The sequence below is a fragment of the Actinotignum urinale DSM 15805 genome, assembly GCF_000420445.1.
Taxonomy (GTDB): Bacteria; Actinomycetota; Actinomycetes; order Actinomycetales; family Actinomycetaceae; genus Actinotignum; species Actinotignum urinale.
In genome coordinates this window covers 34,811-52,362 of record NZ_ATUY01000001.1, presented here as the reverse complement: position 1 = coordinate 52,362, position 17,552 = coordinate 34,811, and the positions used below count along the sequence as shown (strand labels likewise).

General features: G+C 50.8%; 15 protein-coding genes and 4 tRNA genes. 12 read left to right on the top strand and 7 right to left on the bottom strand.

Features of this window, described 5'->3' with window-relative positions; all coding sequences use genetic code 11:
- Nucleotides 1-6: 6 nt before the first annotated feature.
- From G445_RS0100245 to G445_RS08815, 4 genes are read left to right on the top strand one after another with little or no spacing between them, the layout of a single operon-like run.
- Nucleotides 7-306, top strand: a complete 300-nt coding sequence (locus tag G445_RS0100245; RefSeq protein ID WP_022865572.1) for a DUF4193 domain-containing protein — start codon at nt 7-9, stop codon at nt 304-306.
- Between the two features lie 18 nt (nt 307-324).
- Nucleotides 325-1,017: a DUF3710 domain-containing protein gene (locus G445_RS0100240; protein ID WP_022865571.1), complete on the top strand. Its 693-nt coding sequence runs from the start codon at nt 325-327 to the stop codon at nt 1,015-1,017.
- Entirely contained in the window at nt 1,017-1,256 is a 240-nt protein-coding gene (locus G445_RS0100235) for a hypothetical protein (protein ID WP_022865570.1), read from the top strand. Before G445_RS0100240 ends, G445_RS0100235 begins: the two co-directional genes overlap by 1 nt.
- A gap of 4 nt (nt 1,257-1,260) precedes the next feature.
- Nucleotides 1,261-2,076 carry a DUF3159 domain-containing protein gene (locus G445_RS08815; RefSeq protein WP_022865569.1) on the top strand — a complete coding sequence of 272 codons (816 nt, stop codon included), beginning with the start codon at nt 1,261-1,263 and terminating at the stop codon, nt 2,074-2,076.
- Here the strand turns inward: G445_RS08815 and G445_RS08810 are convergent.
- A complete protein-coding gene (locus tag G445_RS08810; protein WP_022865568.1) occupies nt 2,048-2,728 on the bottom strand; it encodes a potassium channel family protein in 681 nt (226 codons plus the stop codon). The genes G445_RS08815 and G445_RS08810 overlap by 29 nt on opposite strands.
- Nucleotides 2,729-2,794: 66 nt before the next feature.
- Nucleotides 2,795-3,451, bottom strand: a complete 657-nt coding sequence (locus tag G445_RS0100220) for a potassium channel family protein (RefSeq protein ID WP_026420807.1) — start codon at nt 3,449-3,451, stop codon at nt 2,795-2,797.
- A 38-nt stretch (nt 3,452-3,489) separates the two neighbouring features.
- Here G445_RS0100220 and G445_RS0100215 point away from each other — a divergent pair, with 38 nt between their 5' ends.
- Nucleotides 3,490-5,277, top strand: coding sequence for a hypothetical protein (locus G445_RS0100215; protein WP_022865566.1), 1,788 nt, complete (start codon nt 3,490-3,492; stop codon nt 5,275-5,277).
- A gap of 15 nt (nt 5,278-5,292) precedes the next feature.
- Nucleotides 5,293-6,549 carry a class I SAM-dependent RNA methyltransferase gene (locus G445_RS0100210; RefSeq protein ID WP_084676364.1) on the top strand — a complete coding sequence of 419 codons (1,257 nt, stop codon included), beginning with the start codon at nt 5,293-5,295 and terminating at the stop codon, nt 6,547-6,549.
- Nucleotides 6,550-6,583: 34 nt separating this feature from the next.
- On the opposite strand, the gene G445_RS0100205 is transcribed toward G445_RS0100210, so the two are convergent.
- Together G445_RS0100205 and G445_RS0100200 are read right to left on the bottom strand one after the other, a co-directional pair.
- Nucleotides 6,584-7,762 carry an HRDC domain-containing protein gene (locus G445_RS0100205; protein WP_306718257.1) on the bottom strand — a complete coding sequence of 393 codons (1,179 nt, stop codon included), beginning with the start codon at nt 7,760-7,762 and terminating at the stop codon, nt 6,584-6,586.
- 236 nt (nt 7,763-7,998) lie between these two features.
- On the bottom strand, nt 7,999-8,574 hold the full coding sequence (locus G445_RS0100200) for a DUF3000 domain-containing protein (RefSeq protein ID WP_022865563.1): 576 nt from the start codon (nt 8,572-8,574) through the stop codon (nt 7,999-8,001).
- 176 nt (nt 8,575-8,750) lie between these two features.
- On the opposite strand from G445_RS0100200, the gene G445_RS08805 reads away from it, so the two are divergent.
- Complete coding sequence (locus G445_RS08805) at nt 8,751-9,929, top strand: lipid II:glycine glycyltransferase FemX (RefSeq protein WP_084676322.1); 1,179 nt, start codon at nt 8,751-8,753, stop codon at nt 9,927-9,929.
- On the opposite strand, the gene glgX is transcribed toward G445_RS08805, so the two are convergent.
- A complete protein-coding gene (gene glgX, locus G445_RS08800; protein ID WP_022865561.1) occupies nt 9,926-12,214 on the bottom strand; it encodes a glycogen debranching protein GlgX in 2,289 nt (762 codons plus the stop codon). The genes G445_RS08805 and glgX overlap by 4 nt on opposite strands.
- Nucleotides 12,215-12,307: 93 nt before the next feature.
- A tRNA-Val gene (locus tag G445_RS0100185) sits at nt 12,308-12,379 on the bottom strand.
- Between the two features lie 156 nt (nt 12,380-12,535).
- Here G445_RS0100185 and G445_RS0100180 point away from each other — a divergent pair.
- The 4 genes from G445_RS0100180 (at nt 12,536) to G445_RS0100165 (ending at nt 14,666) form a co-directional block, all read left to right on the top strand.
- Nucleotides 12,536-12,608: transfer RNA gene (locus tag G445_RS0100180), tRNA-Gly, on the top strand.
- A gap of 45 nt (nt 12,609-12,653) precedes the next feature.
- Nucleotides 12,654-12,724: transfer RNA gene (locus tag G445_RS0100175), tRNA-Cys, on the top strand.
- 8 nt (nt 12,725-12,732) lie between these two features.
- Nucleotides 12,733-12,804: transfer RNA gene (locus G445_RS0100170), tRNA-Val, on the top strand.
- 395 nt (nt 12,805-13,199) lie between these two features.
- On the top strand, nt 13,200-14,666 hold the full coding sequence (locus G445_RS0100165; protein WP_022865560.1) for an amino acid permease: 1,467 nt from the start codon (nt 13,200-13,202) through the stop codon (nt 14,664-14,666).
- A 327-nt stretch (nt 14,667-14,993) separates the two neighbouring features.
- On the opposite strand, the gene G445_RS0100160 is transcribed toward G445_RS0100165, so the two are convergent.
- A complete protein-coding gene (locus G445_RS0100160; protein ID WP_026420804.1) occupies nt 14,994-16,646 on the bottom strand; it encodes a CTP synthase in 1,653 nt (550 codons plus the stop codon).
- A 445-nt stretch (nt 16,647-17,091) separates the two neighbouring features.
- Here G445_RS0100160 and G445_RS0100155 point away from each other — a divergent pair, with 445 nt between their 5' ends.
- Nucleotides 17,092-17,529: a Dps family protein gene (locus G445_RS0100155; RefSeq protein WP_022865558.1), complete on the top strand. Its 438-nt coding sequence runs from the start codon at nt 17,092-17,094 to the stop codon at nt 17,527-17,529.
- Nucleotides 17,530-17,552 lie beyond the last annotated feature (23 nt).

The window sequence follows — 17,552 nt, the reverse complement described above, 5'->3', positions numbered from 1 at the left end:
TGAGATATGGCAACAGATTACGATGCTCCGCGCAAGCAGGACGAAGAACTACGCGATGATGCCTTTCCCCTGGTTGCAGGACGCCATTCGGACCAGCAGTCAGGCGCAGTCGATGAGGACGAAGTCGAGGCAGCCGAGGGGTTTGAGCTTCCAGGAGCGGATTTATCCAATCTTGAACTTTCAGTGAATGTTATCCCCGCTCAAGATGATGAATTTACGTGTTCGCAGTGTTTCCTCGTTCACCATCGTTCACAATTAGATCATATGGAGGACGGCCTTCCCGTTTGTGCGGATTGCGCCGGTTAATCAAGAAAAGAGCAGGTAATGGGATTTTTCTCAAGATTTTCAAAGAAAAATCAAGGTAGCGACGAAAACGAAGAACAAGTTGCCTTGGAATCCGAAACATCTGAGAGTATAGAAACCGTTAAAAAACATGGTCCTTGGGATGAAAGCGAGATTGCCGACATCCCTAACCTTATCGACGCTGGTGCTCTTCACATTCCAGACGTAGATAACGCCACAATTCAGTTCTCGGTCGATTACGAACAAGAAGTTGTCCTCGGAGTCGTTTACGATTATGGTGATTCTGCCATTCAAATCCAGGTATTTGCCGCCCCGAAATCAGCAAACCTCTGGGATGAGATTCGCGGTGATGTGATTACCTCCGTCGCGCAACAAGGTGGACGTTTCTCCGAAGACGAGGGAGATTTTGGGACGGAAATTCGAGCTGTTATGCCCGCCGAACACGGTGCTACGCCGGTTCGTTTCCTTGGTTTCGACGGTCCGCGCTGGTTGTTGAGAGTTGCTGTTACCGGCAAGGCTGCTGTTGATTTTGAGAACGGAAACGCCCTGATTCAAAATCTTCTCGATCAAATTGTTGTTGTACGCGGTCAAGTGCCGAAACCCCCACGCGAATTAATTTCCCTCACCCTTCCTCACCTCGGCGAAGCTGACGAGGAAGAAGAAGCATCATTGGATCTTCCGCAACGAGGTCCGGAAATTAAAGAAGTGCACTAATGGCTTCGCCTGTCGATATAACAGGAGAAATTATTGCTATCACCTACCCTGCCATAGGTGCGGTTCCCAATGTGTATGTTCTTGTCACAACAGACGACGGAACAGTACAACTGATTTTTCAAGGACGTACGACGATTGCCTGCATGGAAGTTGGACAGACAATAAAGGCACGCATTGTTCCCCTTGTGAAAAAGGGGTTCCGTTACGCCTACAATCCTCAATTTACCCTCTCCAGGTGACACCATGACACACGCCTCTGATGAACATAGTCCGAACACATCTGCCCATGCAGAATTCTCAGACGTGCCATCTAGCGCCCAACCTGTAGAGCCTGTGGAGTTTGAGGGGTTTGTGGAGTATGTGGAGCCGGTGGAGTCTGCAGAGCCTGAGGAACCTGCTTCGCGCTCGTCGCGTCTTGGCGCGACGCTTGGCACAGATTTCGACGCCTGGAAAGCATTAGGCGGAACACGCGGACTTATTGAAAGCAATGTGCCGGCACTCATCTTCGTCGTCACATATATTGCAACGCGTGACATGAAGATAAGCGTTATTGCTCCACTCATTTTTTCAGTGTTTGCCGTCGTGGTCAGGCTTATTCAACGCATTGATCCTGTCCCGGCGCTCGGCGGTGTTGGAATGGTCGCGGTATCAGCTGGTTTCGCGTATTTTTCCGGGCGAAGTGAAGCGTATTTTCTGCCCGGTATCCTCACAAATTCCGCCTACGCAATCATTGTGGGCATGTCGCTTATCGCAAAATATCCGGCGTTAGGTTTTGTGATGGGTATGTTGCGTGGCGATTTATCGCATTGGCGTACCTCTTCACATCCCGTCGCATTAGCCACGCGCGCAACCTATCAAAAAATTACGTGGATATGGTTTGCCATGTTCGCCTTGCGCGCAATTATCCAAATTCCGCTCTATCGAGGCGGATACACGGCAAGCTTGAGCGTCATCAAAATTGTGTGTGGCCCGGTTTTATTCTGTGCGGTTCTTTGGGCAACATGGCTTCTTGTACGTCGCCTTCCACCCGTTAAGGATTATTTGCGGGTTCAGCCTTAAAGTATCCCTCGATTCCCTGAACATCTCCGGCTTCTTCACCCGCAAGGAGGAGAATGTGGTCGTCGCTGTTTATGAGAATATCGGGATCGGCTTTAACCGGAACCCCGTCGCGAACAATAGCGCAAATAATGACGTCTCCGGGAAGAGAAATATCTTTCAAAGTGTGTCCAATAATCGGGGCATCCTCGCTAATACTTGCCTGCCACAAGCTCGCCCCGCTTTTATGGAATTTGAGTACCTGGGTGACGCGCCCGTCGGCAACAGCATCCTCAACCAGAGTGGTCATAATTTGGGGTGTCGAAACTGTGACGTCAACACCCCAATTGTCTGTAAACAACCATTCGTTTTTTGGGTTATTAACACGGGCAATAACGCGCCCAATTCCGAACTCTGTTTTTGCCAGAAGGGAAACCACAAGGTTGGCTTTATCGTCGCCGGTAGCCGCAACCAAAATATCTGCTTCTTCGCCACCCGCGCTCCTTAATGACGGAATCTCGCAGGCGTCAGCTAAATGCCAGGAGGCTTCTGGTGCAGAAGAAACCGACATCGCCGTATTTTTCTTATCAATAATGGACACTTCATGCCCGGATTTTGTTAGTTCTTTCGCAACCGACAGCCCAACGGCCCCCGCCCCAACGATTAAAACTTTCATGATTGCACCGCTCCTGTTTCATGTAGCCCAACGGCCCTCGCCCCAATAATGACAGCTCTCATCGCCTCACCGCTCCGGATTCAACAAAATATGTTGCGCGCCAGCCGCATCATCGGTAGGAACCAGGATATGCACAACATCGCCATCTTGAATTATGGTGTCGTCACTCGGAATAATCCCACGATTCGCACGCACAATATACCCTACGCGAGAATTCGTTGCCTCTTGAATGTCGGAAACATCCCTGCCATACCAGCGTTCATCAACACTGACCTCCACCATGGACACCTTTGCCACCGGATCGTGTGTGTTGATGTGCGGGCCGAGGGGAATTAATCGTCGTAATACACGATCCGATACCCACGCGACAGGTGCAACAGTCGAAATACCCAGCTGTTCGTAGAGGGTTGCGCGAGTCGGATCATACACGCGGGCAACAACATTTGTTAACCCAAAGGTTTCTCGGGCGACGCGCGCGGCAATAATATTCGAGTTATCGCCATTGGAAACCGCCGCAAAACCTTCTGCACCCTCGATATGCGCGCGCCGGAGTACATCGCGATCAAAACCGGTTCCAATAATCTGCTGTCCGCTAAATGAATCGGGCAACTTCATGAAAGCATCCGAGTTCTGATCGATGACAGCAACCGAATGTCCGAGATTTTCCAAGCTTATCGCTAACGTGGCGCCCACGCGCCCGCAACCCATAATTATAAAATGCACACCCCAAGACTATCGTGAACAAGGTAGCCTAGCTAGTGATGGCACAACGCAAAAAAAATACGGCACATGCAAAAATAGGGGCGGCGCTGGCAGCAACACTCGCCACCCTGGTATTACCTCGCGCTATTCAACGTGGCGCACCCTACGCGAACGAAGCACATGTTGCCACCATAGCATCTCTAGGTCTTATAATATTGGCCTGTGTTTTTGTGGCTCAGCGATGGATTACGAGGCACTTGCCCACGAAAACGTCACATCAGCTCGTGAGCGAATATGTGGGACGCCCTTTTGGCATGATTACTGCTTCGTGCCGGGTTGTCGGGTATCTACTTCTTTTAATTTTGTCCGCCGGAATGGTGGGTTTGGGATTTAACGCCCTCACCCCCATTACTTTCGACGGCAGATTTATTATGATTCCTATCCTTATCGTCGGGGTGTTACCCGTTATGATAGGGTGGAAATTTCCGCGCACATTCATGATTATTGGGCTTCTTTGCGCCATCGTTCCCGTCATCGCTATCGTCGTTGTGGGTGTCGTGTATGAAGCCACCCACCCTGTTTCCATGATGGATCTCCTCGTGAATCGCGTTGAACTTGTGGAGATACCCGCGCGTATCCAGCGCCCCTTGGAAACAGTGTTCATTATTTCTTGTTTCCTTGCGGCTCTGCTCATTCTCGTATCCGAAAATATTGGGCCGGAAATGAAAAAACGTCGCGTAGACACACGTTTCCTCGCCAAAATTTTCACCGCCGCCGTACTTGTGATTGCTGTCACTTTCTATGTGGAAAATCGTGTCAATATTCTGACGCTCCCCGTCGGTGTTCCTCAGTTGGTGATGTCCAGCGCCCTGTGGGGGAAAATCGGACTCCTCGTCTCCGGTATCTGCATGATTATTTTCGGAGTCGTGAGCGTATTTAGTTTGTACGACGGATTACCGCAACTTCTGCGCGGTCTTGCCATTGACCGCACCATTCCCGTATTTCTTGCAGCCAAAGAAGCCAAGTGGGAACGTCGTACCGCGATTATGGGCTTTGCCATCCTGACAGCATTTCTCGGCATGTTCCTATCCACCACCCACGCGGGAACCGTTGCCTTTGTTTTTGTGTGTTTCGTGATTTTCGTACTCACCTGCACCGCAATCACTCAGGCAAACACAGCGATTCTACGTAAGTCGGAACGTCGCGAGGAGCGCAGAGACGCAACAATTGCCCGTTTAATGTTTGTGGTCTGCGGTGCATGTTCTGGCGGAATTTTAATCTATATCGTTATCGTTTCACCGCTATGGGCACTGACCTCTTTGGCGGCCGTGGCACTGCCCGCTGGAATCATGATGATGAGCCAACGAGGACGAGGCAAAATGACGGCACATTTGAAGCCGGCAGAAATTACGTCCGGACGTTATCTTCCCGTTCGCAGCCATACCGTCGTCCTTGTATCAACCTTAGATCTTCCAACCCTCAGGGCCGTCACCTACGCAAGAACTCTGCGCTCGTCCACAACAACCGCGATCACCGTCGATTTTTATCCCGAACAGACGCGCACCTTAAAAAATGCGTGGCGCGCATCAGAAATCCCGGTGAGCCTCACAGTTTTAGGTACGCCCGCAGGCGGAACGCGCGAACCGATTGTGGACTATATACGAGCACTTTTAGAAAACAACCCGAACGATGTTGTTATCCTCATAGTTCCAAAAATTGTGTCCACAACCCTGTGGCACAGAATATTCCTTAAGCATAGTGTTCCGCGAATTTTTGCTGATTTATCCTACGATTCGCGTATCATGCTCGTTCAGGTACCTTACGAAATTCAAACGGAAGAAGACTAACTAGTGGACACAACTGTGAAAGTTGAACTAACCGATATAGGGCACGGAGGCGTTGCCATCGGGCATGTGGACGGAAAAACCGTGATGGCAAATTTCGGGCTTCCCGGCGAAACCGTGCGAGTGCGCATCACACGAGATAAAACCACCTTCCTTCGCGGTGAAGTGCTTGAGGTGTGCGAAAATCCGTCGCCCTACCGCCAACCCCTCGCGTGGGAAGAAGCCGGTCCGGGCGGAGTTGGGGGAGCAGGCCTTCAACACGTGCGTTTCGATTATCAACAGGTGTGGAAAACAACGGTGTTGCGCTCAACCCTGCGCAGAATCGGCGGGGAAAAGCTAACGGATCATCTGGCAGACCAAGGCATCGAACCAACCGTCCGTCCCATTCCAGGCGACGACGAGACCGGCGGCTGGCATACACGCACGAGAATCCAGCTCACCGCACAAGGCGGAAGGCTTGGCATGAACCGCGTAGGCAAGGGGCGAATTATTCCGATTTCACGAATGCCACTTGCGGTTGCGGAGATTGAAGAGCGGGTGGGGTTATTTGATGGCAGCTTTATGAGCCGTGTTGCGGGCAAGAATCGTGGAAAAAATCTTTTCCACGATGGAGCAAAAGTAAAAGCGGTTGCCCCGAGTGGCTCTGAACCGGTTGTGGTGGTAGGTAACAGAGTGCTGGCTGTTAACGGCGAAGAAAACCACACGCCATACGTGTATGAAAAGATGACGGTGAACGGGACAGAGTACCGTTATCGTGTGAATGCCGACGGGTTTTGGCAGATGCATAAAAGTGCCGGAAAAGAACTGACGCACACCGTAGTGGATTGTGCGAAGGTTGAGAGTGGCGATCATGTCCTTGAACTCTATGCGGGGGCTGGCTTAATGACATTGCCTCTCGCAGATATTGTGGGCGAACGGGGGAGTATCCTTGCGTTGGAGGGTGCGCGCAGTGCCGTCGACAATGCGAAAGCTAATCTGCGTTCCTACCCGCAAGCTACTGCGCGAACTAAAAATATTGACGAGCGTATGAGCGAGAACGAAATGAATGCTGACGTTATTATTGCCGATCCTCCGCGTACAGGACTAGGTATTCCTCTGGCGAAAAAAATAGCGAGCTCCTCCGCATGCAGAATTGTTCTTGTTTCTTGTGATGCTGCATCTATGGCGCGGGATGTACGCGCGCTTTACGAGGGCGGGCGTCGGATTGTGTCCATGCAGGCGCTCGATATGTTCCCCAACACCCATCATTTCGAAACGATTACTGTTGCCCAATAGGGGCTTGAGGTGACGTTGGTGCCTGGCTCAGGGTTTAGCTGGGGCGGAAGGCTTCCTCAATGTAGGGAGCCGTCAATTCGATTTGCCAGGGGCGAGCACCAAGTTTTTCGAGTGCGTGAGCAACCCCGTGCCTATCCCAGCCTTTCCACGCCAAAGCCCGCTGGCGTGCAGGCTTCATGAGAACTTCTTGGCGAATACCTAGTTCTTCAGCTAATTCAAGGAACAGCGGACGCAATTTTTCCCAACGCAGTGCCGCGGCATCATTCTTTTTACTCCACTCGCTCATATTCACCGGATATTTTTCTTCCGATTCCAAGTGAAGGGGTGGAAGATTTTCCTCGGTAAGGTTCCAACCGCGACGTATTGCCTCCCAAAAATACGGGGTGAGGTAACGCAGTTTTTCCCGTCGTAACACCGGAGAACGCTTCACGTCGGACAGGGATCGTCCAGGGTGTGCGGCCAACAAGGCAAGCGCTTGGGAATTAAGAACCTTGCCTGGAGATATATCTTTGTCGCGGGCGATAGCGTCGCGCTCTTCCCATAATTCTCGTAAAATCCCCAATTTACGACGGTTAGTAATATTCGCGCCACGTGCGAAACGCCGCCAGGGATCTTTTTTGGGAGGTTTGGGCTTCTGTGTGCGAATTTCCTCGCACTCCTGGTGACACCATTCGAGACGCCCCATAGTATCAAGCCTATCGATCAGGGCATCACGCAACTCCACCATAAATTCCACATCGAGTGCTGCATAGGCGCGAAGTTCCGCGTTTAACGGACGTTTACTCCAATCCGAATTTGAATGTTCCTTCGCTAAATGGACACCAACATGCTTCATAAGCTGTGCCTGCAATGAAATATGTTTCTCCCCAAGAAGTAGGGCGGCCATTTCGGTATCGAAAAGAGTAAGGGGAGTTAGCCCCAGCTGGGCAAGTGAAGGTAAATCCTGATCTGCCGCGTGCAAAATCCATTGATCCGATGATAAAACCTCGGCAAGAGCCGGCATAAGATCTTCAGTTTCTATAGGGTCAACAAGGTAGATTTTTCCGTTTCCGCGTTTAATCTGTATGAGATATGCACGGTTTGAATAGCGAATTCCCATGGCGCGTTCCGTATCTATGGCGAACGGGCCCGACGTTTGCGATAACTCTTTAATTGCGTTGGGGAGTGTTTCGCGGGTCGTTAACTCCGGAAGGCCTCCTCGGGGAGTATCAATATGTTTAACTCCCGGTGGCAGGGGCGTGGCGATATTATCTACCGACCGTGTCTTATGTGAACGTCGTTTGCGAGAATAGGCGTGTTTTTTATTGTTGGAAGAAATGTTATTCCCCTTGTATGCCGGGTTTTCCCTATCGGTTACTTATATGCGGTTCACTCCTGTTGTGATTCTTCGCTACCGGTGCTCACACCTCGCCATTTGGGTGGATGCCGAACAGCTCGGAACCTTTGCGTTCAAATTGAGTGGCGCGGAATCAACAATACTGTTCCTTCTGGGGCCAGCCCAGCAACAAGAGATAACGCATCAATCCAGGCTAGCACGTGTGAGGATAAATCAGTGCCGTGGGGTGTCCATGATGCGCGCAACTCAAGTTCTGTTGCGGATGTGTGGAGGTCAATTCCGCCGAACGTAGAGTTTTGTGTACGTGTAACTGTTCCGACGAGGTTCGTGTGCCGGGCTCCTCGTCCGTCGAGAGCCTCATTAAGCCAACTCCACGCAACTTGAGTGATGAGTTCTTCGGAGGCCATCGTCGTATCCATTGGGGCGCCTATGTGGCATACGATACGTAACGGGGAACCCCACATGTGTATATTTTCGGGGTCATACAACACAATGAAGCGTGAACCGGCGCGGTAGGGTAGATGGGAATCTATGCTGGGAACATCCGTTTCAGCCTGAAGGGCGACGGCCCATGGCGCAATATTTTCCGGCGGTGGTATTTGTGCTACACGAACATCACGCCGGAAAGTGTGGCCACGTAACGTTTCTATGGCTTCTAAGAAATCCGCTGGTGCTTCTATCTGAGACACGACTACAGAGTAACTTGTGAAACTCTTGATATACCGCAGACACGCCGTTACAGAAATGTTATTTTATTCGATAAATCGGATGCTGTGGCGAACAGTGTGGATGGGAAATGCTGGGTGGTGCTGTGGATAGGGGATAAGCGTGTGGTTGAGTTGTTGCAGAGCCGGGGGATTGTTGGGTGCCGTTTGATAGTGCAGATGTTGGTGGCATGAGACGTTTTTGTGGCGAGGTCAGTGACGTGGGCGGAAGTAAGAGGGACGTAGAAAAATATGGGGATGCATTCGGGTACAATGACGATATGCACACCAGCGAATTCATTACTGTATCTAATGCCGAATATGAAACTATCGCCTCCACGCTCGATGTGGATGTTCCGGTTGAACAACGATGTATATGGGATGCTTTTGATGCCGAGCTTCCGGGGCGGGCTCCGTGGGGTCGCCTGGTGTGGATGGTTGATGAACAGCCTCGCGCATTGATTTCCTTGACTCACTTCCAGGGCCGTGGATTCGTGTATTTGTGGGCGAAAAAAGGGCCGGTGTGGATTGGGGAATCACCAACTCCTGAAGAGGAACGCATTTTCCGCACCCAACTTGTTGCTGGAATTCGGGCACGTGATTCGCGTATTGCTTTTGTGCGTTTACATGCATTGTATGAGGGTTCAGATATGCACGAACTTCTACAAAGCGTCACCTATGATTACACCGCGATTGTGGATGTAGCGAATAAAACTGGTGAAGAAATTATTGCGTCCTTCCGTAAACGCGGGAGGAAAAATGTTCGTCAACGTATGCGTGTAGAGGGTTTAAGGTGTAGCGACGAAACAGAAAACGCTTCCACACTGTTCCCAGAAATTTACCCGATTATGGAAGAAACGGGTGAGCACAGTCATTTCGGAGTAAATGAGCAGGCTGTGTATGAAAAAATGTTGTCGGCGCTCGGCCCGGAATATTCACGACTTTTTGTTGCCTGGTTTAATGATGAACCAATTGCGTGGACGCTTGCTATTCATACCCCGAAGAGCGCATACCTGTATTACGGCGCGGCAAGCGCGAAGGCGCGTGAGCTTGGTGCAACTGATTTACTCGACTATTTTGCCATGCTGACCTATGCACAGATGGGTGTCCAAACCGTGGATATGATGGGCGTTGATTCACCACGAGCCCCACAGTTGGCGGGCGTTGGCGGATATAAGCGTAAATTTGTTCATGAGGACACTCCGGTTGCTCCTGCCTGGGATGTTCCCGTGCGCCCGGCATTCTATAAGGCGCTCAAGTTTGCACTTTATGCCAAGCGTGCAACAAGTGGCGCGCTACGCAAAATTGCGCAGCGCGCCAGAAAACGTAACCGCTCCTAATTATTAGGTTGTGCGTTAGGCACTGCAGTTATCGCATTGAAATGTGCGGTTAAGTTAGTAGCCATAGGGTAAGGATCGTGAACGTTGTTCACATACCCTTGCGAGGTTGGGGTTGCGGTTGCCTGAACCGTTGTGGGAACCGCAATTGTGGCCTTACTCAGCAGTGGCTTCAATTCATCCTCGCTGAAGGGATGCACAAAGACACGCATACTCTTGGGGAGCAATGCAACGGACTCTCCGGGTAGCAACTGTGAATCCAACTCAACGCTTTCCGCCGTATCTATCGCTTCTGTCCACTGCCTGCCAAAGGAACCTTCGGGGATGGTAAACGTTAGTTCTTCGTCGCCCGCGTTGAACATGAGGAGAACATCGTCGTCAATAATGGGGTTTCCGCGCTCATCGGGTTCTTTAATCCCTGAACCGTTAAGGAACACCATGAGCGCACGTGCGAATCCACTATCCCAGTCTTCCGTAACCATAAGGCTTCCCTCTGGCTGGAACCACGCGATTTCCGGCAGGCCATCTTGGCCAACGCTATCCGTTCCCGTCAGGAAGCGCCGCCTCCTGAAAATGGGGTGGTTCTTGCGGAATTTAATGGTTTCACGAACAAAGTTGAGGAGTGAAATTTTTTCTTCGTCTAGCTCCCAATCTATCCATGAAATTTCGTTATCTTGGCAGTAGGTGTTGTTATTTCCGCCCTGTGTGCGCCCTAATTCATCACCGTGGGAAATCATGGGGATACCCTGTGATAGGAGAAGTGTTGTCATAAAGTTGCGCAGTTGGCGTGAGCGCAACGACGTGACGGCGGGGTTATCTGTGGGGCCTTCTTCGCCACAGTTCCAAGAACGGTTGTTGGATTCACCGTCCGCATTGCCTTCTCCATTGGCATCGTTATGTTTTTCGTTATAGGACACGAGGTCGTTGAGGGTGAAACCGTCGTGTGCGGTAACGAAATTGATGGAAGCGAAAGGCCTACGCCCAGATGTTTCATACAAATCCGCAGAGCCGGTGAGGCGGGAGGCGAATTCGGGCAGGGTAGCAGGTTCGCCTCGCCACATATCGCGCACGGTGTCGCGGTATTTGCCGTTCCATTCTGTCCACAGTGGCGGGAATCCGCCAACCTGGTAGCCACCTTCCCCAACATCCCACGGTTCGGCAATGAGCTTCACCTGGGAAATTACGGGGTCCTGCTGAATAATATCGAAGAAGCTGGAGAGCTTGTTGACGCTGTGCAACTCGCGCGCGAGCGTTGACGCCAAATCGAATCGGAAACCATCCACATGCATATCCGTGACCCAGTAACGCAAAGAATCCATAATGAGTTGGAGCGAATGCGGGGAGGTCATATTGAGTGAATTGCCGGTTCCAGTGGTATCGAAATAGTGTTGCTTAGAATCCGGAACGAGGCGGTAGTAGGACTCGTTATCAATGCCCTTGAAGGACAATGTTGGCCCCATGTGGTTTCCTTCAGCGGTGTGGTTGTAGACAACATCGAGAATAATTTCGATATTTGCTTCGTGGTAGGCCTTCACCATGGCTTTGAATTCGTCAACGTGCGCGCCCCCGCTCTTCACGCCGTAACCGCTGTGGGGTGCGAAGAATCCGATGGTGTTGTATCCCCAGTAGTTTGATAATCCGCGATCTTGAAGGGATGTATCGTTGATGAACTGGTGAACGGGCATAAGTTCGACGGCGGTAACACCTAGGCTTTTGAAGTAGTCAATAATGGGAGGGTGTGCCATTCCCGCGTAGGTTCCGCGCAGTTCTTCAGGAACGTCTGGGTGGCGTTGGGTGAAGCCTTTGACGTGAGCTTCGTAAATAATGGTTTCGTTGTAGTTGTGTTGCGGTGGTCGATCATATCCCCAATCAAAGAAGGGGCTAATGACGACGGAAACCGGGACATGTCCTAGAGAGTCCTGGGTGCAAGGCTTGCTGGGGTCAAGAAAATCGTAAGAAAAGACTGCCTGGTTGCTGTCGATATTTCCTTCGATGGCTTTGGCGTAAGGGTCGAGTAAGAATTTAGATGGATCACAGCGGTGTCCGTTGTCCGGATCATAGGGGCCGTGAATTCGATAGCCGTAGCGTTGCCCTGGACGGACGCTCGGCAGATAGCAGTGCCATACATTAGCATCGACTTCTCGTAGTTCGATGCGGTTTTCATTATTCTTGTTGTCAAGAAGGCAAAGTTCAACTTTTGTTGCGACGGATGAGTAAATCGCGAAGTTTGTTCCGGCACCATCAAAGGTGGCGCCCAAGGGATATGGTTTACCTGGCCAAATTCTCATACCTTAATAGTCTCATAGGGAGGGGAGAGTTTCGAGTAGGTCACCATAGTTGAGCCAACAGCGCAGGACATGAGGGGGTAGCAATTCTATCGGTGGGCGATGCGGGGTTCGAACCCACGACCTCTTCGGTGTGAACGAAGCGCTCTACCACTGAGCTAATCGCCCGATGAACTTATTAAGGGTACATAGGGTAGAGGATATTTTTCAAACCTCCTCGGGGTGATATGAACCTCATCATGACGACTGGACAAATTCTTTGCAATACAGGTATAGTTTTTATTCGTCGTCGGAAAGCCGGCAAAGAAATCGGAAACGATTACTGCGGATGTAGCTCAGCTGGTAGAGCGCAACCTTGCCAAGGTTGAGGTCGCGGGTTCGAACCCCGTCATCCGCTCGATTATTGAGAAAACTAGAAAACTAAAGATCTCATAATCACCACGGTGGGTTGGCCGAGAGGCGAGGCAACGGCCTGCAAAGCCGTGTACACGGGTTCGAATCCCGTACCCACCTCGCAGCACGGGCGATTGGCGCAGCGGGAGCGCGCTTCCCTGACACGGAAGAGGTCACTGGTTCGATCCCAGTATCGCCCACTACGAACCGCTAGTTTCACAGAATGAAACGGCGGTTTTTGTATAGCAGTTCAAAATCTTCAAATTATGCCCAATGGTCCCAATATGTATTGTACGGATCTGCTCATCCATATGATAATTGTGGTGTGGAAGACATTTCTCCCTTAAAGTCACATAGTGACCAAAGCCCCAGTAACCGCTCTACATAGTATGAGGAATTACTGGAGGATGATTTGATTGAACGATTTCGTGAGCACGCCGGAGAAGAAATGAAGGTGCCACGCCACCGTCGTACCTTGAAACGTCACATGTGTACGTAGAGTGGCGATTTCATGTGCTTTTCCGTGAATGCGGTATCCTATGGAAGAATAATCAACGCAGAACACCATAAACTCACAGAGTGTTCAATGTAGAGGATGCGTATGGAAACACGTGAAAATACGAGCGCGGGCGAGGGGGAGCATCAGCTCAACCGTCGTTTAAGTTCGCGCCACTTAAATATGATTGCTATTGGCGGAGCTATTGGTACGGGGTTGCTGGTTGCTTCGGGTAGCTCGATTGCCAAGGCTGGTCCGGGTGGTGCGCTCCTTGCATACGGCGCAATCGGCATGATGGTTTATCTTCTCATGCAGTCCCTTGGTGAAATGTCCACATGGTTGCCTTCCGTTGGCTCCTTTGAAGAATGGGCAAAACGTTGGGTTTCGCCCTCGTTCGGCTTTGCGCAGGGGTGGAATTACTGGTTTAACTGGGCGATTACGGTTGCGGCCGAACTGGTTGCCGTTGGAATCGTGATGAAATATTGGTTCCCGAAAGTTCCGTCGTGGATATGGTCTTTCATCTTCCTTACGCTTCTTTTTGTGATTAATGCATTAACGGTTCGCGGGTTCGGTGAATCCGAGTTCTGGTTTGCCCTCATTAAAGTTGTGACGGTTATTGTGTTCCTCGCGGTGGGTATAGCCATGATTGTGGGAATTCTGGGGGAGAGCCCGGGTGCTAAAAACTGGACGGTGGGCGAGGCTCCCTTCGTCGGAGGTTTCTTCGGAACCTTCTCCATTTTCATGATCGCTGGTTTCTCTTTCCAGGGAACAGAAATGGTGGGTATTGCCTCGGGTGAAACCAAGGATCCCGAAAAGACAATTCCCAAGGCAATTCACGCTATTTTCTACCGTATTTTGCTGTTCTATATCGGCGCAATTCTTGTTATTGGTTTCCTTCTTCCCTACACGGATCCGCATCTTTTGGCGGAAGATATTCAGGATGTTGCGGTTTCGCCCTTCACACTCATTTTTGAAAAAGCGGGTATTGTCGGTTCCGCCACAATTATGAATACGGTTATTTTGACGGCGATTTTGTCCGCGGGTAATTCGGGTATGTACGTCTCCTCGCGTATGTTGTATGCCCTGGCACGCAACGGTAGCGCCCCGAAGATTTTCGGACGCGTGAGCCGCCACGGGGTGCCAATGAACGCTCTTATTGCCACCACCCTTATTGGCGCATTTGCCTTCCTCACATCCTTTATTGGCGACGGCGCAGCATACTTATGGCTCTTAAACGTGTCTGGTTTAGCAGGCTTCATTACGTGGACGGGTATTGCCTGGTGCCATTACAAGTTCCGCAAGGCGTTCATTGCTCAAGGACATCATATTTCTGAGTTGCCGTTCAGGGCGCGTTTCTATCCTGCGGGTCCGCTAATCGCCCTATTTATGCTGATTGTGGTGATTGTGGGGCAGAATCACGAGCTTCTACAGGGGACAAGTTCGGTTCTCACCGTGCTGTCGAGCTACATGGGCTTGTTCTTCTTCCTCGCTTTGTGGGCGGGGCACAAGATTGTGACGCGCGCGCCGAAGGTTGATCCTCTGACCGCTGATTTATCACGTGAATAGGATTTTTCGGAGTAGTTTTTTACGACGACGATGCCGGTGCGCGCTTTTACCTCGCGCTGCGGTGAGTGTGGCTGGTGTTTTTAGGCTTTGAGCCTAACGTTTTTACCGCGCCGGTAATGCACTAGTGGTGTGGGGCTGGAATTCTTCCAGCCCCACACCACTTCTATAGCCACAGTATCTTTATATCCTCAGTGTCACATTAAGATTTCTTGGGAATTCACATTATGGCCTGACTTCCACAAGTTTTTTGTTTTTGTGTTGAGGGGGCTTGTTTTTTGTTGATTTTCCGGGGTTGTATTTCGTGTTTTGGGGACACTGCAGTTGTGGTTACGATTTCTTCGCAATCGCGGCCTTAACCAATCCGTCAAACAGTGGGTGCGGATCCGTTGGGCGTGATTTAAATTCAGGATGCCCCTGTGTTGCCACAAAATAGGGATGTTCTGAATATTCGACAAATTCAACAAGCTGTCCGTCGGGAGAGGTTCCGCTGAAACGTAGCCCAGTTCCTTCTGAAATTTGTTCACGATAGGAGTTATTGACCTCGTAACGGTGACGATGCCGTTCCGTAATATTCGTTGATCCGTATGCTTCGCACACCACGGATCCCTTTTCGAGTACTGCCGGATAGGATCCGAGCCTCATGGTTCCGCCTAAATCAGCTTCCCCGGCAACGGCCGCCAATTGTTCCTCCATCGTCGAAATAACAGGATGTGGGGTGTGAGGATTAAATTCTGTGGAGGAGGCGTCCGACATTCCTATACTCCGCGCCGCTTCAATAACCACGCATTGCAGGCCAAGGCAAATTCCCAGGAACGGAATATTGTGGGTGCGCGCGTAGGTGATGGAGCTCAGTTTTCCTTCAATGCCTCGCGATCCGAAACCTCCGGGAACAATAATCGCATCAACATTGCCAAGCTCTTTTTCTGCGTCTTCAGCTGTTTTGCAATCATCGGAGGTAACCCACACAATTTTCGCAACCTTATGGTGTGCGAAACATGCGGCGCGCACAGCTTCCGCAACCGAAAGATATGCGTCGTGCAAATCAACATATTTTCCGACAATAGCGACGCGAACTTCTCCATCGGGGCCACGCACAGCATCCAGAAGTTTATTCCACTGCGACCAATCGACATCTTGGAAGGGCAGTCCTAGCTTGCGAATCACGTAGGTGTCCAAATGTTCCCTATAGAGAACACGTGGGATATCGTAAATAGAGGGCGCGTCGGGGCAAGCGATTACGCCATCAATATCAACATCGCACATGAGGGCGATTTTTTCTTTGAGATATTGGGGTAGCTCGCGGTCTGCTCGCAAAATAATGGCGTCGGGAATAATGCCGATTGCGCGCAGTGCGGCCACGGAATGTTGCGTGGGTTTTGTTTTGAGTTCTCCGCTGGGTACGAGGTAGGGGACGAGAGATACGTGAATATAGAAGGTGTTGTTACGGCCGACGGCATGGGGGATTTGGCGTGCGGCTTCAAGGAAGGGTTGGGATTCGATGTCCCCGATAGTTCCGCCGATTTCGCAAATGACTACATCGGGGGCGGGTTCGTCTCCGTGAGGTTCTGCCATGGAGAGGATACGGTTTTTAATTTCGTCGGTGATGTGCGGGATAACTTGAACGGTTTTTCCGAGGAAACCGCCTCGGCGTTCTTTGGCAATTATGTGTGAATAAACTTTTCCGGTGGTGACGTTGGAGTTTTGGTAGAGGTTGCGCCCCAGGAATCTTTCGTAGTGTCCGAGATCAAGATCGGTTTCCGCACCGTCTTCGGTCACAAAAACTTCTCCGTGTTCGAAGGGGTTCATTGTTCCGGGGTCGACGTTGAGATAGGGGTCGAGTTTCTGCATTGTGACTTTAAGGCCACGGGATGTAAGGAGTTGCCCGAGGCTTGCCGCGGAAAGTCCTTTACCGAGGGAGGACACGACTCCGCCGGTCACGAAAATGAATTTTGTGCTTTTCTCGTGAAAACTATCTTTCATGGAGTTCAATTTTATCATGTGATTTCTGGGCAGAAAAATGAGGGGATGTCATGTTTGAATGTGCAAGCGTGTTCCTGCGGTAATGTCTGCTCATTATTTTTTGGGTAGGGTGGGTTTGCGCACGGTAACGTGGCTGTAGGCGACACAGAACTATGCCTATAGCGAAATTTGTTGTACGACGATAAAAATCCTTCTGTTTTCTGGAATGGCTCAAAATAAGTGCTTTATCGACGATTCGCGACGTTATCTGGAATTGGTCAGGTTAGTGTGACCTGCCTAGTATTTCCAGGTAAAACTCCTAGACTTACACATGTAAAGACTTAACGTCTACGGGCGTCAGTAACAATCACGTGGCACGAAACTCAAGCTACGTGGCAGGAAACTCAAGTCAGACGGCTCCAACCACGCCGTGTGGCATATACAACGTAAGCCAGAAAGGAAAAACATGGCTGAAAAAATGGTAGTAGATGCTCTTCAGCGCACATTGTGCGACCTCATTGATCTATCCCTCGTCTGTAAGCAGTACCACTGGAATATCCAGGGTCCTCGCTTCCGCGAACTCCACCTCGCCCTCGACGAAGTTGTGGATCTTGCTCGCGAACAGTATGACGAAGTTGCAGAACGTATCGCAACAATCGGAGCTTTCCCCGACGGACGCGCCGATACCGTCAGCAAGGGAAGCGCCGTGGATAACCCAGGTGAAGGCCCCATCGCGGTTGACGATGCATATCCGGCCACCGCACGTGCCATTCAAAAAGTAGCCGATCGTATTAAATCCGACCTCGATAAGGTAGACGATCAAGATTCGCTAAGTGGCGATATTCTCCGCGCAGCGGCCATCGCCCTTGAACAGCAAGCTTGGTTCTTCCGCGCATCTGCGTAAAGAACCAAGGAAAGTTTCTCATG